This window comes from Citrobacter freundii complex sp. 2025EL-00176, from assembly GCF_053309355.1.
This window is the reverse complement of the sequence record NZ_JBRYHT010000001.1, coordinates 1091727-1107042: the sequence shown is the minus strand read 5'-3', so window position 1 is coordinate 1107042 and position 15316 is coordinate 1091727. Positions and strand designations below refer to the sequence as shown.

The 15316-nt window shown below is 50.4% G+C and carries 15 protein-coding genes; 9 read left to right on the top strand and 6 right to left on the bottom strand.

Annotated elements, in window-relative coordinates; translation table 11 throughout:
- The first annotated feature begins 187 nt into the window (after positions 1-187).
- The 4 genes from cysB to acnA all read left to right on the top strand — a co-directional run bounded on the left by cysB (position 188) and on the right by acnA (position 4770).
- Positions 188-1162 (top strand): HTH-type transcriptional regulator CysB, encoded by a 975-nt coding sequence (gene cysB, locus ACVXHP_RS05435; RefSeq protein WP_042308079.1) that lies wholly within the window; start codon positions 188-190, stop codon positions 1160-1162.
- A 312-nt stretch (positions 1163-1474) separates the two neighbouring features.
- Positions 1475-1615: a YmiA family putative membrane protein gene (locus tag ACVXHP_RS05430; RefSeq protein ID WP_233612535.1), complete on the top strand. Its 141-nt coding sequence runs from the start codon at positions 1475-1477 to the stop codon at positions 1613-1615.
- A gap of 3 nt (positions 1616-1618) precedes the next feature.
- Positions 1619-1786 carry a hypothetical protein gene (locus ACVXHP_RS05425; RefSeq protein ID WP_447571014.1) on the top strand — a complete coding sequence of 56 codons (168 nt, stop codon included), beginning with the start codon at positions 1619-1621 and terminating at the stop codon, positions 1784-1786.
- 308 nt (positions 1787-2094) lie between these two features.
- Positions 2095-4770 carry an aconitate hydratase AcnA gene (acnA, locus tag ACVXHP_RS05420; protein WP_447571013.1) on the top strand — a complete coding sequence of 892 codons (2676 nt, stop codon included), beginning with the start codon at positions 2095-2097 and terminating at the stop codon, positions 4768-4770.
- A 53-nt stretch (positions 4771-4823) separates the two neighbouring features.
- On the opposite strand, the gene ribA is transcribed toward acnA, so the two are convergent.
- Positions 4824-5414, bottom strand: coding sequence for a GTP cyclohydrolase II (gene ribA, locus ACVXHP_RS05415; protein WP_038640958.1), 591 nt, complete (start codon positions 5412-5414; stop codon positions 4824-4826).
- Between the two features lie 201 nt (positions 5415-5615).
- Between ribA and pgpB the strand changes: the two genes are divergently transcribed.
- The 5 genes from pgpB (at position 5616) to yciH (ending at position 9268) form a co-directional block, all read left to right on the top strand.
- Complete coding sequence (gene pgpB / locus ACVXHP_RS05410) at positions 5616-6380, top strand: phosphatidylglycerophosphatase B (RefSeq protein WP_316128782.1); 765 nt, start codon at positions 5616-5618, stop codon at positions 6378-6380.
- A gap of 149 nt (positions 6381-6529) precedes the next feature.
- Complete coding sequence (locus ACVXHP_RS05405; protein WP_006684318.1) at positions 6530-6838, top strand: LapA family protein; 309 nt, start codon at positions 6530-6532, stop codon at positions 6836-6838.
- A 6-nt stretch (positions 6839-6844) separates the two neighbouring features.
- A complete protein-coding gene (lapB, locus tag ACVXHP_RS05400) occupies positions 6845-8014 on the top strand; it encodes a lipopolysaccharide assembly protein LapB (RefSeq protein ID WP_038640951.1) in 1170 nt (389 codons plus the stop codon).
- 189 nt (positions 8015-8203) lie between these two features.
- Positions 8204-8941, top strand: coding sequence for an orotidine-5'-phosphate decarboxylase (pyrF, locus tag ACVXHP_RS05395; RefSeq protein ID WP_316128796.1), 738 nt, complete (start codon positions 8204-8206; stop codon positions 8939-8941).
- Complete coding sequence (gene yciH / locus ACVXHP_RS05390) at positions 8942-9268, top strand: stress response translation initiation inhibitor YciH (protein WP_304699017.1); 327 nt, start codon at positions 8942-8944, stop codon at positions 9266-9268.
- A 92-nt stretch (positions 9269-9360) separates the two neighbouring features.
- Here the strand turns inward: yciH and osmB are convergent, their stop codons facing one another.
- The 5 genes from osmB to ACVXHP_RS05365 form a co-directional block, all read right to left on the bottom strand.
- The gene (gene osmB, locus ACVXHP_RS05385; protein WP_038640946.1) at positions 9361-9579 is read right to left on the bottom strand and encodes an osmotically-inducible lipoprotein OsmB; all 219 of its coding nucleotides are present in this window, start codon (positions 9577-9579) and stop codon (positions 9361-9363) included.
- Positions 9580-9847: 268 nt separating this feature from the next.
- A complete protein-coding gene (yciT, locus tag ACVXHP_RS05380) occupies positions 9848-10600 on the bottom strand; it encodes a DNA-binding transcriptional regulator YciT (protein WP_316128781.1) in 753 nt (250 codons plus the stop codon).
- An 81-nt stretch (positions 10601-10681) separates the two neighbouring features.
- Entirely contained in the window at positions 10682-10864 is a 183-nt protein-coding gene (locus tag ACVXHP_RS05375) for a YciZ family protein (protein WP_042308514.1), read from the bottom strand.
- A gap of 182 nt (positions 10865-11046) precedes the next feature.
- Complete coding sequence (pdeR, locus tag ACVXHP_RS05370; protein ID WP_447571012.1) at positions 11047-13038, bottom strand: cyclic di-GMP phosphodiesterase; 1992 nt, start codon at positions 13036-13038, stop codon at positions 11047-11049.
- Positions 13039-13301: 263 nt separating this feature from the next.
- Complete coding sequence (locus tag ACVXHP_RS05365; protein WP_447571011.1) at positions 13302-15236, bottom strand: exoribonuclease II; 1935 nt, start codon at positions 15234-15236, stop codon at positions 13302-13304.
- Positions 15237-15316 lie beyond the last annotated feature (80 nt).

The window sequence follows — 15316 nt, the reverse complement described above, 5'->3', positions numbered from 1 at the left end:
CCTTAAAGGGTCGCGTAAGCGGCCCTTTTTGTTTCTGGCGTATTATTTTTTGTCATGCCTATACAGCTTACATAGAAATGATATAGTGGTTATAGTTAACACGTTTTTTATTATTAAATCGTATTAGCAGCGCTAACGAGCCTGCTCTGAAACGATGATCTGATGGCATAAATCGGGATGGCTTAACATGAAATTACAGCAGCTTCGCTACATTGTTGAGGTGGTGAACCACAACCTTAATGTCTCCTCAACGGCGGAAGGGCTTTATACCTCCCAGCCAGGCATCAGTAAGCAAGTTCGTATGCTTGAAGATGAACTTGGCATCCAGATTTTTGCCCGTAGCGGCAAGCACCTGACGCAGGTTACGCCAGCGGGGCAGGAAGTCATCCGCATTGCGCGTGAGGTTCTGTCAAAGGTGGACGCCATTAAGTCCGTGGCCGGCGAACATACCTGGCCGGACAAAGGCTCGCTATACATCGCGACGACCCACACGCAGGCACGTTACGCACTGCCAAACGTGATTAAAGGTTTTATTGAGCGATACCCTCGCGTCTCTTTGCACATGCACCAGGGGTCGCCGACGCAAATCGCCGAAGCGGTATCGAAAGGGAATGCGGACTTTGCCATCGCGACGGAAGCCCTGCATCTGTATGACGATTTGGTGATGTTACCTTGCTATCACTGGAACCGCTCGATCGTCGTGACGCCGGATCATCCGCTGGCGGGAAAAGCATCTGTTTCTATTGAAGAGTTGGCGCAGTACCCGCTGGTCACCTACACCTTTGGTTTTACCGGGCGTTCGGAACTGGATACCGCGTTTAACCGTGCGGGTCTGGAACCGCGGATAGTTTTTACCGCGACCGATGCCGATGTTATTAAAACCTATGTGCGTCTGGGGCTTGGGGTAGGGGTAATTGCCAGCATGGCGGTCGATCCCGTCTCCGATCCGGATCTTGTCCGTGTTGACGCGCACGATATCTTCAGTCATAGCACCACTAAGATTGGTTTTCGTCGCAGCACGTTTTTACGCAGTTACATGTATGATTTTATTCAACGTTTCGCGCCACATCTGACGCGAGATGTGGTGGATACTGCGGTGGCGTTGCGTTCGAATGATGATATTGAAGCCATGTTTAAAGATATCAAATTGCCTGAGAAATAATACCGGCTGTTATCTCGTCGGTATCCTTCTGCATAATGCGATACCGACGGGAGACGCTGAATATTGCTAATTTGCCGCAAATAAATTAACCATATATAGTTTGTGGAAAAGGTTCTCTAAAGTAGTTTCAAATTAGTTAGCTTGCCAAAAATTCCTTTCAAATATTTATAACCGATCAAACAATCGATTTATTTATCAGGACGAGTCTGAAAATTCACTGGCTTTTTTTCGCCTTTTTTATTAGGATTCCTCCTATCTGATGATTAATTGTACCGATTGTTTGGTGCCTAAATGATAAGTGATTTCGATAGTATGAGGTTAGCGATGCCTTCAGGAAACCAGCCAGCACGCAGGGATCCCGCGATGAAACGTAAAGCCTGGTTTGCTGTTTTTCTCGGCTCTGCTGTGTTCTGGATTGTCGTCGCGCTCGTGGCCTGGCAAGTGTGGGGGTAGGTCATGTCCGCATCGGAACAACACGCCACCGCGACGCCATCTCCTCATGAAAATGAACCAGAGAGCAATACCGGCGCAGAGAATGGGCCGGAAATCCCCACCTCCTGGACGCTTTCCCCTGAACAACGCGCGTTTATTGATCTGTTTACTGATGATGAACAGAAACAGTAATTAATACCAATTTTATCGTTATTATTATTCATCCTCTGTCTGAAACATCGAATGACTTATTACATGCAGTCGCGATGTCCCCGCTAATCCGCATATTATCGATTGCATACATGCCTGTTACACATTAACGCGACCCACTTTCGCTCTCGTACCTTCTCCTCGCAATTTATACCACACGCCGCTTTTCTGATGTTCTCCACTTTTATCAATTTGAGTTGTTATCAAAGCGTTACATTTTGTTTGTGTTATCTTTAATACTAACCCTGAAGAAAATCAGGGGATCCAACCCTGTCATTTAAGGAGGAGCTATGTCGTCGACCCTACGCGAAGCCAGTAAGGACACATTGCAGGTTAATGATAAAACCTACCGTTACTACAGCTTGCCTCTGGCCGCAAAAACACTGGGTGATATCACCCGCCTACCTAAATCGCTAAAAGTTTTGCTGGAGAACCTGCTTCGCTGGCAGGACGAAAATACCGTTACCGAAGACGATATACATGCGCTGGCGCGTTGGCTGGAAACCGCTCATGCCGATCGTGAAATTGCCTATCGACCCGCTCGCGTTTTGATGCAGGACTTTACCGGCGTACCCGCGGTGGTCGATCTGGCCGCTATGCGTGAAGCGGTAAAACGTTTGGGCGGGGATACGGCAAAAGTGAATCCGCTTTCGCCAGTGGATCTTGTCATTGACCACTCCGTAACGGTGGATCGTTTCGGTGATGATGACGCCTTCGAAGAGAACGTCCGCCTGGAAATGGAACGTAACCATGAGCGCTATGTGTTCCTGAAATGGGGGCAGCAAGCATTCAGTCGCTTCAGCGTTGTGCCGCCGGGAACGGGGATTTGCCACCAGGTTAACCTTGAATATTTGGGTAAAGCTGTCTGGAGCGAATTACAAAACGGTGAATGGGTTGCTTATCCGGATACGCTGGTCGGGACCGATTCCCATACTACGATGATAAATGGTCTCGGTGTGCTGGGCTGGGGCGTCGGGGGCATTGAAGCCGAAGCCGCGATGCTGGGCCAGCCGGTCTCAATGCTTATCCCTGACGTGGTGGGTTTCAAGCTGGTAGGCAAACTGCGGGAAGGTATCACCGCGACCGATCTGGTGCTGACCGTCACCCAAATGCTGCGTAAGCATGGTGTGGTTGGGAAATTTGTTGAATTCTATGGTGATGGTCTGGACACCTTACCGCTGGCCGATCGGGCAACCATTGCGAACATGTCGCCGGAATATGGCGCAACCTGTGGTTTCTTCCCGATTGATGACATCACTCTTGAATATATGCGCCTGAGCGGACGTAGTGAGGAGCAGGTCGAGCTGGTCGGCGCTTATGCTAAAGCGCAGGGAATGTGGCGTAATCCAGGCGATGAACCCGTATTTACCAGTTCGCTGGAGCTGGATATGGGCAGTGTGGAAGCGAGTCTTGCCGGGCCGAAACGTCCGCAGGATCGGGTCGCACTCGCTGATGTCCCTAAAGCGTTCTCGGCGAGTAACGAGCTTGAGGTGAATAGCTCGCTAAAAGATCGTCTGCCAGTGGACTATACAATGAACGGGCATCAATACCAGTTGCCGGATGGCGCGGTGGTGATTGCTGCGATCACCTCTTGTACCAACACCTCTAACCCAAGCGTATTGATGGCGGCGGGTCTGCTGGCGAAGAAAGCGGTTACGCTTGGCCTGAAACGTCAGCCATGGGTTAAAGCTTCGCTGGCGCCTGGCTCTAAAGTCGTTTCTGACTACCTGGCACAGGCCGGGTTCACACCGTATCTCGATGAGTTGGGCTTTAACCTCGTGGGTTATGGCTGTACTACCTGTATAGGTAACTCCGGACCGCTGCCCGATCCTATTGAGACGGCGATCAAAAAAGGCGATCTCACGGTCGGCGCAGTGCTTTCCGGCAACCGTAACTTTGAAGGGCGCATCCATCCGCTCGTCAAGACGAACTGGTTGGCGTCTCCGCCGCTGGTCGTGGCCTATGCGCTGGCGGGGAATATGAATATCAACCTGACGAAAGATCCGTTAGGTCATGACAGAAAAGGCGATCCCGTTTACCTGAAAGATATCTGGCCAACTGCACAGGAAATCGCCCGAGCTGTTGAGCAGGTGTCTACCGCTATGTTCCATAAAGAGTATGCCGAAGTGTTTGAAGGCACACCGGAATGGAAAGCGATTCAAGTTGATCGGGCTGACACCTATGGCTGGCAGTCAGACTCGACCTATATCCGTTTGTCGCCGTTCTTTGATGATATGCAGGCTACGCCGGATCCGGTGCAGGACATTCATGGCGCACGCATTCTGGCGATGTTAGGCGACTCGGTGACCACCGATCACATTTCTCCAGCCGGTAGCATTAAAGCGGATAGCCCGGCTGGTCGGTATTTGCAAAGCCACGGCGTTGAGCGCAAAGATTTTAACTCCTACGGCTCCCGCCGCGGAAACCATGAAGTGATGATGCGCGGTACTTTTGCCAATATACGTATCCGCAATGAGATGGTGCCTGGCGTGGAAGGCGGGATGACGCGGCATTTGCCGGGGACGGAAGTGGTGGCTATCTATGATGCCGCCATGCAATACCAACAGGAGAATGTTCCGTTGGCGGTCATTGCCGGTAAGGAATATGGTTCTGGCTCAAGTCGTGACTGGGCTGCGAAAGGCCCACGCTTGCTGGGTGTGCGTGTGGTGATTGCTGAGTCCTTTGAGCGAATTCACCGTTCTAACCTGATCGGCATGGGGATTTTACCGCTTGAATTCCCACAGGGGGTCACGCGTAAAACGCTGGGATTAACCGGTGAGGAAATGATTGATATTACGGATCTGCAAAACATTAAACCGGGGGCGACAGTTCCGGTAAGTTTGACCCGTACGGATGGGCATAAAGAGGTGATTTTGTGCCGTTGCCGCATCGATACCGCGACGGAGTTAACGTATTACCAGAACGACGGTATTCTCCACTATGTCATTCGTAATATGTTGAAATAGCATGTAAAAAAGCCTGCGTGAGCAGGCTTTTCTCTGTACCGGGTAAACGGAAATTATTTATTTAACAAATGGCCCATCTTCGCGGCTTTGGTATCCAGATAATGTTCATTATTCGGATTACGACCTACAATCAGCGGCACGCGTTCAACGATATTGATACCCGCTTCGGTCAGAATTTCCACTTTCTTCGGGTTATTGGTCAACAAACGTACCTCGTCAACGCCCAGCAGCTTGAACATGTCCGCACACAGCGTGAAATCACGCTCGTCTGCCGCAAATCCTAACTGATGATTGGCTTCAACCGTATCATACCCCTGGTCCTGCAACGCATAGGCGCGGATTTTATTTAGCAGGCCAATGTTGCGTCCTTCCTGACGATGATAGAGCAGAATACCACGCCCTTCTTCAGCAATATGGGAAAGGGCCGCTTCGAGCTGGAAACCGCAATCGCAACGCAGGCTAAACAGCGCATCGCCAGTCAGACACTCAGAGTGGACACGTGCCAGGACAGGCGTTTGGCCTGTAATATCGCCAAAAATCAGCGCGACGTGATCGTGTCCGGTTGCCAGTTCTTCAAATCCCACCATCAGGAAATCACCCCAGGGGGTTGGCAGTTTGGCTTCTGCCACACGTTTAAGCTGCATGTAATTCTCCAGATTATGCTGGCACTGTCGTGCCGTCGCCTGTTGGCTTCTGTTCTGTATTGCACTATTTTGCCATAAGCCAGCGATGTTCACCTAATCGCGACAACGGATTCGCTTTTGGAATGGCACAAAATTGTCAATTTTCCCGGCGTGCGTATTTTTCAGTTATGATTGTGATACTTATCGACGAAAGGAGAGGCAATGCTTTCAATTGCAAAGCGCACCGCAGTCGGCGCCGGACTGCTGCTGATCATGCCGGTTGCTGTATGGGTATCAGGTTGGAGTTGGCAACCAGGGCATAATGTCTGGTGGTTAAAATCCCTGTACTGGGTAACGGAAACGGTGACACAGCCATGGGGGATTATCACTCACGTAGCGCTCTGTGCATGGTTTTTGTGGTGTCTGCGTTTTCGTCTGAAAGCGGCGGTAATGCTGTTTGCGATCCTGGCGGCGGCGATTTTAGTTGGGCAGGGCGTGAAGTCCTGGGTTAAAGACAGGGTGCAGGAACCGCGGCCATTTGTCGTATGGCTGGAAAAAACGCACAATATTCCGGTTGATGAGTTCTACACTTTAAAACGTAAAGATCGTGGGAACTTAGTCAAAGAACAATTAGCCGAACAGCGGGACGTGCCAACGTTTCTACGTAAGCACTGGCAAAAAGAAACAGGGTTTGCTTTTCCATCCGGACATACGATGTTTGCTGCCAGTTGGGCTTTGTTGGCGGTAGGATTGCTGTGGCCACGCAGACGTACGCTGACTATTGCATTCTTGCTCATCTGGGCGACGGGTGTGATGGGGAGCCGCTTGCTGCTGGGAATGCACTGGCCCCGTGATTTGGTGGTTGCAACTCTGATTTCCTGGCTGTTGGTGACCCTGGCAACCTGGCTTGCGCAGCGGATATGCGGGCCTTTAACACCGCCAGTGCAGGAGACCAAAGAAATCGCGCAGCGTGAACAAGAAAGTTAGCTATGATTGATTTTTCAAATTTTGCCCTTAAATCAGAAGACATAAAGCGCTTTTCCATTTCGCACTCGGTGTGAAAATGGTAATTTAAAGGGCTCAACGCGGTAAGTTGGACACGATTTATTCGCTCAAACCACATAACGGGAAGTAATGTGAAATATTTACTCATTTTCTTACTGGTGTTGGCGATTTTTGTTATTTCGGTGACATTAGGCGCGCAAAACGATCAACAGGTTACGTTTAATTACCTGCTGGCTCAGGGTGAGTATCGTATCTCTACGCTGCTTGCTGTATTGTTTGCCGCAGGTTTTGCGATTGGTTGGTTAATTTGCGGCCTTTTCTGGCTGAAGGTTCGAGTGTCTCTTGCGCGCGCCGAACGTAAAATCAAACGACTGGAAAACCAGCTTGCGCCTGCGACCGACGTTGCGGTATCTGCCGATTCGTCGGTTGTGAAGGAATAATTATTTATGTTGGAGTTGTTGTTTCTGCTTTTACCTGTAGCCGCTGCCTATGGGTGGTATATGGGTCGCAGAAGTGCGCAACAAACAAAGCAGGATGAAGCTAACCGACTTTCCCGTGACTATGTCGCTGGGGTGAACTTCCTCCTGAGCAACCAACAAGATAAAGCGGTGGATCTGTTCCTCGATATGCTGAAAGAGGATACGGGCACCGTTGAGGCTCATCTCACCCTCGGAAACCTGTTCCGTTCGCGCGGTGAAGTCGATCGTGCAATCCGCATCCACCAAACCCTTATGGAAAGCGCCTCGCTGACCTACGAACAGCGTTTGCTGGCAGTGCAACAGTTGGGCCGCGATTACATGGCCGCCGGCCTGTATGACCGTGCGGAAGACATGTTCAACCAGCTCACCGATGAAACAGATTTTCGCGTTGGCGCCTTACAGCAGTTGCTGCAAATTTATCAGGCAACCAGCGAATGGCAGAAAGCTATTGACGTTGCAGAGCGTCTGGTGAAGCTTGGCAAAGATAAACAACGTATTGAGATAGCGCATTTTTACTGCGAACTGGCGTTACAGCAAATGGGCAACGACGATATGGATCGTGCCATGACGCTGTTGAAAAAAGGGGCGGCAGCAGACAAAAACAGCGCCCGCGTTTCCATTATGATGGGGCGCGTATATATGCTGAACGGCGATTACTCCAGGGCGGTTGAAAGTCTGCAACGGGTGATTTCTCAGGATAAAGAGCTGGTCAGTGAAACGCTGGAAATGCTGCAAAGCTGCTACCAGCATCTGGGCAAAAACGATGAGTGGGCTGAGTTTTTACGTCGTGCGGTTGAGGAAAATACGGGTGCCGCCGCTGAACTCATGCTTGCAGATATTCTTGAGGCGCGTGAGGGGACTGATACCGCTCAGGTTTATATCACTCGCCAGCTGCAACGCCACCCTACGATGCGTGTATTCCACAAGCTGATGGATTATCATCTTAACGAAGCAGAAGAAGGGCGTGCCAAAGAGAGCCTGATGGTGCTGCGCGATATGGTCGGGGAGCAGGTACGTAGTAAGCCACGCTACCGCTGTCAGAAATGCGGCTTTACCGCTTATACGCTGTACTGGCATTGTCCATCCTGCCGTTCATGGTCAACCATTAAACCTATTCGCGGGTTGGATGGACTGTAATTTTTAAAAAAGCCTTACTTTAGTTACAACATCCTAATGAATTGTAATCGTCCCATCATCAACCTCCGCTGCCAGTTCGCCTGGCAGAAATGTAATCGCGCCTGTTAATTTTCTATTGCCGCAGGTAGAATGCACGCCGTTTACCCATTTTGCGCCACCACTGGCGCCCATCCTCAGGAAGGTCTGGTCATGACGTTTACTGCTTCATCTTCTTCTCGTGCTGTTACTGATTCTCCTGTCGTTGTCGCTCTCGATTACGCTAATCGTGATAAAGCATTAGCTTTTGTCGACAGAATTGATCCTCGTGATTGCCGTTTGAAAGTGGGCAAAGAGATGTTCACGCTTTTTGGACCTCAGTTGGTTCGTGAACTACAGCAGCGTGGTTTTGACGTCTTTCTTGATTTGAAATTTCATGATATTCCCAACACAACTGCACATGCCGTAGCGGCGGCTGCCGACCTCGGCGTGTGGATGGTTAACGTACACGCCTCTGGTGGGGTGCGCATGATGACGGCTGCCCGTGAGGCCCTGGTGCCTTTTGGTAAGGATGCGCCATTGCTAATTGCTGTGACGGTTCTGACCAGCATGGAAGCCAGCGATCTTGCCGATCTCGGAGTGACGTTGTCACCTGCAGAGCATGCTGAAAGACTGGCGCGTTTAACTCAACATTGCGGGCTGGACGGTGTCGTATGCTCAGCCCAGGAAGCGGTACGTTTCAAACAGGCGTTTGGACAAGTATTTAAGTTAGTGACGCCGGGTATTCGTCCTGAAGGCAGCGAGGCTGGCGATCAACGTCGTATTATGACGCCAGAGCAGGCGCAGTTAGCCGGTGTGGATTATATGGTGATTGGTCGTCCGGTCACGCAGTCTGCCGACCCGGCGCAGACGCTGAAGATGATCAATGCCTCTCTAAAACGAGGTGTGTAAATGAGCGATTCAAACTCTCGCCTGGTCTATTCAACCGATTCCGGGCGTATTGATGAACCTAAGGCCGCTCCTGAACGTCCAAAGGGTGATGGTATTGTCCGCATTCAACGCCAGACCAGTGGCCGCAAAGGCAAGGGCGTATGCCTGATTACGGGTATTGATCAGGATGATGCTGAACTGGCTAAATTAGCCGCTGAACTGAAAAAAAAATGTGGTTGCGGTGGGGCGGTAAAAGATGGCGTGATTGAAATTCAGGGCGATAAACGTGACCTGATAAAATCATTGCTGGAGGCCAAAGGTATGAAAGTTAAACTGGCTGGCGGTTAAATAAAAAAGCCACGGAGATAAAATCCGTGGCTTTTTAAAATACAGAGCTGAAAAAGTAAACGTTTAATTATATCGAGCGGGTCAACCGTAAATTATTTACCTACCTGATGGCCAATAATACCACCAACAGCAGCACCACCCAGCGTACCCAGCGCGCTGCCATCCGTCAGGACTGCACCACCTACTGCACCCGCACCAGCACCGATAGCAGTGTTACGATCGCGTTTGGACCAGTTAGAGCACGCGCTCAGAGACATTGCCAGAGTAAGCGCCAGAATGGCTGCGGTCATTTTTTTGCTCGTTACTAACATAATACTTTCTCCTGAATTATTGATTCACGGAATCCAGTGTTCTTTAAGGATAGCGCTAAATCGTGGCTATCGAAGATATTTCCGTGAAACTGTTTAGCGAAGGCATGACAACCAATATCCTGCAGTTGGATGTTCGCTCCTGTTATATCGCTAACATTAATTTTACGAGTTTATTCTGTTAACAACAGGTAAAAAGTCTTAATTGGGTTGTCAGATAACTCTCAGAGAGGAGATGATTTGCCTGCCGACAAATCATCTTGCTCAGGCATTATGCGTGGGTATCAATGATATTGACGGTTAATCCTGAATGCTCAAGGTGCATTTGTACGCTGGCGCTGAGCTTAGAGTCCGTCACCACGCGGCTGAACCGCTCTAAAGGACCCAGGGTGTATGGGTGAATGGCGTCGAATTTTGAGCTGTCGGTAAGCACAATAACCTCTGCGCCTTTTTCCAGTACCGCATTAACCACATCAGAACGCATCATATCGCGTCCGGTGAAGCCGGTGTCTGCCTGCCAGCCATCAATGCCGATAAAGGCCTTACTGAAGTGTACATGCTGGATAAACTGACGCGTTAAGGGGCCGACCATGCTTTCACTTTTCTTCTGATAAATCCCGCCGAGGAGAATCACTTCGCACGGAGTTTCTTTGAGCAGGTGAGCGATGTAGCTGCTCACCGTAATGATAGTGACATCTTTTTGCTCCGCCAGGGTTCTTGCCAGGAGCGCATTGCTGCTGCCGTTCTCAATGAATACGGACTCGCCGGGGCTGACCAGTGATGCAGCGAATTCAGCCAGCTCACGTTTTAGCGTGAAATTGGTCATCATGCGCGTTTCCACATCATCGCTGTTTAACGAAACAGCAAATCCGTGCGCACGGCGTAAATAACTCTGTTTTTCCAGCGTATTCAGATCCTGTCGAATCGTCACTTCTGAAACGCCGGTGATTTTTGCCAGATCGGCAACGCTCATCTGACCTTTATCGGTCACCATCTGCAAAATAGATTGTTGTCGGGAATTCATAGTATTAATTTTTATAGCAATATCGTATCGGAAAATAAACGGAAGTCTGCTGAAAGCATTAACATCAAGAGAGCGATGTCATCAGATCTCCCACGGAGCTTTCTGTTTTGTTGACAAAGATTGAGTATCTTCTTTGACCGTGTTTAACAGTTCAGCCTTCAGAATTTCGAGATTGTGGATGGCTGAGTGGTAATCACCTGCAACGAGGATATCCAGCACGGTATCAATGCGTTCGGCCAGACGCTGAGCGTCGATATCAGACATGGTCATCATCCAAAGGGCAATAGAGTTTGAATTTCATGATGCAGAATTTCATGACAAAAGAGAAGGGAAAAATAGTATTAACCTGAATGATTGAAGAATATTATATATTCTGTGATTACATACAGATAGGATCATCACGTATTGTCCATTTATGGCTATTTTCTCCGATCAATCTTTCTGCATTATCGCGTATTTTTGTTCAGGTGTCGTCGATACCATCGTTCAAACGCAGCCGCAGGCATGGGCTTGGCGAATAAGAATCCCTGACGCTCATTGACGCCGTTCTTGGTCAGAAAAGCATCCTCTTTTGCACTTTCAACGCCTTCGGCGATGACCTGCAGGTTGAGCGCCTGCGCAACCGCGACAATGGCCCGCACCAGCGACTGCGAAATAGGTTGCTTGTGCACATCTCTGACAAAGGTTTGATCCAGTTTTATGGCATCAAGCGGGAAGCGGGCCAGTTGAGACAGCGACGAATAGCCGGTGCCAAAATCATCTAAATGGATTTGTGCCCCCAACTGGCTAAATTGCTGGATGACGGATAGCGCCAACTGCTCATTTTCAATCAAACTGCTTTCCGTTAATTCAACATCGATGGGGCAGTATTCAAAGTTGAGATCGTGAAGCACCTGCTTGAGTGCGGTAAATAGCGTCTGATCTGCGAGCTGGCGGGCAGACACGTTTACCGCCACGCGTAGATTTATCCCCTTGGCACGCCATTTTGCCACCTGGCGCACAACGTCCAGAATAACCCATCTACCGAGCGGAACAATGAGCCCTGATTCTTCGGCGTAAGAGATAAACTCTAACGGCGGTATGAGGCCACGTTCTGGGGACTGCCAACGAACCAAAGCTTCCAGACTCCGTACTTCACCGCGCCAGGTTATCTTTGGCTGATAGTGGATAACCAGTTGATCGTTTTCCAACGCCTTACGCAGATTGGTATCCAGCCACAGATATTCAAAAACCCGCTGATTCATTTCCGGGGAGAAGACGCAAAACTGGCCACGACCGCCTTCTTTTGCCGTGTACATGGCCGTATCCGCGTTACGGATGACGCTCTCGCCATCCTGTCCATGCTGTGGTGCGAGAGAAATACCGATTGAACATCCGGTATAGACCTCTATTAGTCCAATGCGAAAAGGTTGACGCAGGCGCGTCAGAATACGTGATGCCGTAGCCTCCAGCGCGCCCTGGGACGTTTCGGTGGCAAGGACAATAAATTCATCACCGCCAAACCTTGCCAATAGCTGGTTATCGTCGAGACAGCTGAGGATTGCCAGCGCGACGCTCTGTAACAACTGATCGCCAAACATATGACCGTAGGCGTCGTTCACCTTTTTAAAGTTGTCCAAATCGAGATATACAATCCCAACTTGCGTACCGCCCGCGTTTTCAATGGCGTTGCTGATCAGCTCGTGAATTGCGTTGCGGTTCGGTAAGCCGGTGATGGAGTCGGTATTTGCCAGCACCCGTAGACGTTCCTGAGCGCGGCGTTCTTCAGTGATATCGGTACCGGAGCAGATCAGAAATATTTCATTCTTACCGCTACCGTTATGCACAAATTTATTGCGAAACAGAAACAGACGCTGGCCTTTGCAGGTTTTTACCCAACGTTCGACCTCATAAGAGTTACCATCGCGAAAAAAAACCGCAATGTTGCGTCTTGAGGCCGCGGCTTCGCGCCGGCTCATAAACAGCGTGAAAACGCTTTGGCCAATCACTTCGCGCTCTTTGAGACCGGTGTACTCTTCGCACAGGCGATTAAAGCGCTGAATGTTGCCCATGCGATCAAGAATGACAATGACGGCGTTAGCCTCAGAAACCACCTGCTCAGCGAAAGAGAGGCCGTGAGCCAGGTCGCGCGCGACGGAAGGGGTGTCATCCCAGGCGGATGCGCTACCCGCCCATTCGCGTTTATTGATTTTCCTGCCGACCAGATGCACAGGAATGTCGTCATCTTCAATGGGGAGCGTCATTAACAGGCTGGACGTAATCACCGTCATTTCGCGAATGCGGTCGGCTTGCTCAACTGACAATTCAACGGTCTGATCGGCTGCTGACGTTTCGTCGATAGAGAAATGCAGGATGTTGCAATCCTCTGACAAACGCCAGTAGGGGTTATGAGTGCCCACATAGCTATACAACGTAACCCGCTCCCGGACGTCTTTCATGATGTGTACTATCCCGTTTAAAGCGCATAGAGCCTCAAAAGTATAGGTAGCCATGATTCATACAGGGTGATTATGGCTGAACGTATTGTTTTATTTATGTATTTATATGTAATCCAGAATCTAAAAAAAGCAAAGCCAGCGGAACTGAAAATAGTAAAAAATAAATTAGTCCGGATGAAAGAAGTGTAGTGCGTGATGGAGATTTGGGAGGGAAAAGAAAACGACCTTTCTCAAAAAGAGAAAGGCCGTTAGCTTTATCGATGTTACGCGGCTGGACGAGCGATAACGCTGCGGGTTTCCATCCGCACTTCAGCAATGGTGACATCAATCACATCTGTGACTTTGTAAACCACTTCACCTTTGATCTGTACGGTACCGCTTTCCTGGCTGCATACCAGTTCGTCACGAACAGCATGCAGGAACGGGGCCGGAATAAATGCGACTGCGCCATTATCCACTAAACGCACTCGCATACCGCCGCGGCTGACGTCAATGATCTCGGCCGCGAAGTGGGCGTCAGTGCCTGCTTTGTCGCTCAAGAAGCGGGCGTATAACCAGTCACCCACATCGCGTTCGGCCATGCGGTTCAGGCGACGACGTTCGGCCATTTGCAGGGTCGTATCATCCTGCGGACGGGCAATCGTTTCGCCTTTGATGACGGCCTTAAGCAGACGGTGGTTGATCATGTCGCCATATTTACGAATCGGAGAGGTCCAGGTGGCATAGGCTTCCAGACCCAGCCCAAAGTGCGGGCCTGGCTCGGTGCTGATTTCAGCATACGACTGGAACCGACGAATACGGCTATCGAGGAAACCGGAAGGCTGCGCATCCAGTTCGCGGCGTAGTTTGCAGAAGCCTTCCAGCGTCAGAACCTCTTCGGCATCTACGTGCATACCATGGGTTTTCAGTAGCGCAGCCAGTGCGTCGGCGTTAGCCGGATCAAATCCCATATGGACGTTATAAATGCCGAAGCCCAGCGTGTCGCGAAGTACGCGTGCAGCACAAATATTTGCCGCAATCATTGACTCTTCCACGATACGGTTAGCGATGCGACGCGGTTCCGCCACAATATCCAGCACTTCGCCTTTCTCACCGAGGACAAAACGGTAATCTGGACGATCTTTAAATACCAGCGCGTGGTTGTGCCGCCATTCACCACGGCTTAGGCAAATACGATGCAGCAGACGGATTTGTTCAGCAATCGCGTCGTTTTCAGGCTGCCAGTCGCCGGTGCCTTCCAGCCAGTCGGAGACGTTATCATAGGCCAGCTTCGCTTTAGACTCGATAGTCGCTGCAAAGAAGGTGATGTTGTCCTCAATCGTACCGTCGGCGGTAATGCTCATACGGCAAGCCAGAACCGGGCGTACTTCGTTCGGGCGCAGCGAGCACAGATCGTCAGACAGCTCACGTGGCAGCATCGGGATATTGAACCCCGGCAGATAGTTGGTAAACGCACGAATTTTCGCTGTTTTATCCAGTTTGCTGCCTTCTGCAATCCAGGCGGTAGGATCGGCAATAGCGACGGTTAACTGTAGCGTGCCATCGGCCAGTTCTTCGGCATACAGCGCATCGTCCATATCTTCGGTGCTGGCGCTGTCGATGGTGACGAAATTGAGGGCGGTCAGGTCCTGACGCACCAGACCTTCGTCCAGCATTTCAGTCGCTACGCCGTCCGGGGCTTCTTTTTCGAGATTATGGCGCGCCAGCGTGACCCACCACGGAACAAAGTGATCGTCCGCAAAGGTGATAAATTGGGTTAATTCAGCGTAGAAGGTGCGATCGCCTTTCAGCGGATGGCGGCGCATTTCCGCCACGGCCCAGTCACCTTCTTTAAATTCATGTTCAACGCCACGGGCGGCGCGACAAGGGATCGCATCTTTCAGTAACGGATGGTCCGGCACAATGGACAGACGGTCATTTTTGCCCTGAATTTTACCCACGAAGCGCGTCAGGAAGGGTTCGATAAGTTCTTCCGGCTCAGCAGACTCGCGATCTTTTTCCGTATGGATCACCGCAACAATACGGTCCCCATGCATCACTTTTTTCATCTGCGGCGGTGGAATGAAATAGCTTTTTTGTGCATCGACTTCCAGGAAGCCAAAGCCTTTTTCCGTGGCTTTTACCACCCCTTCAGCACGCGGCGTCTGGGAATGTAGTTGCTGTTTAAGCTGCGCTAGCAGCGGGTTGTCCTGAAGCATAATTGTCTATTTTCGTGGCTAAAAGAGCGGCTGACAGTTTTACGCGATTCTGCCAGTTGCAGCAAGCGCTCTTTAAGTAG

Coding starts and splice junctions, on each gene's coding strand:
- cysB (WP_042308079.1), top strand. CDS start 188: ATGAAATTACAGCAGCTTCGCTACATTGTTGAGGTGGTGAACCACAAC.
- ACVXHP_RS05430 (WP_233612535.1), top strand. CDS start 1,475: ATGAGGTTAGCGATGCCTTCAGGAAACCAGCCAGCACGCAGGGATCCC.
- ACVXHP_RS05425 (WP_447571014.1), top strand. CDS start 1,619: ATGTCCGCATCGGAACAACACGCCACCGCGACGCCATCTCCTCATGAA.
- acnA (WP_447571013.1), top strand. CDS start 2,095: ATGTCGTCGACCCTACGCGAAGCCAGTAAGGACACATTGCAGGTTAAT.
- ribA (WP_038640958.1), bottom strand. CDS start 5,414: ATGCAGCTTAAACGTGTGGCAGAAGCCAAACTGCCAACCCCCTGGGGT.
- pgpB (WP_316128782.1), top strand. CDS start 5,616: ATGCTTTCAATTGCAAAGCGCACCGCAGTCGGCGCCGGACTGCTGCTG.
- lapB (WP_038640951.1), top strand. CDS start 6,845: ATGTTGGAGTTGTTGTTTCTGCTTTTACCTGTAGCCGCTGCCTATGGG.
- pyrF (WP_316128796.1), top strand. CDS start 8,204: ATGACGTTTACTGCTTCATCTTCTTCTCGTGCTGTTACTGATTCTCCT.
- yciH (WP_304699017.1), top strand. CDS start 8,942: ATGAGCGATTCAAACTCTCGCCTGGTCTATTCAACCGATTCCGGGCGT.
- osmB (WP_038640946.1), bottom strand. CDS start 9,579: ATGTTAGTAACGAGCAAAAAAATGACCGCAGCCATTCTGGCGCTTACT.
- yciT (WP_316128781.1), bottom strand. CDS start 10,600: ATGAATTCCCGACAACAATCTATTTTGCAGATGGTGACCGATAAAGGT.
- ACVXHP_RS05375 (WP_042308514.1), bottom strand. CDS start 10,864: ATGTCTGATATCGACGCTCAGCGTCTGGCCGAACGCATTGATACCGTG.
- pdeR (WP_447571012.1), bottom strand. CDS start 13,038: ATGAAAGACGTCCGGGAGCGGGTTACGTTGTATAGCTATGTGGGCACT.
- ACVXHP_RS05365 (WP_447571011.1), bottom strand. CDS start 15,236: ATGCTTCAGGACAACCCGCTGCTAGCGCAGCTTAAACAGCAACTACAT.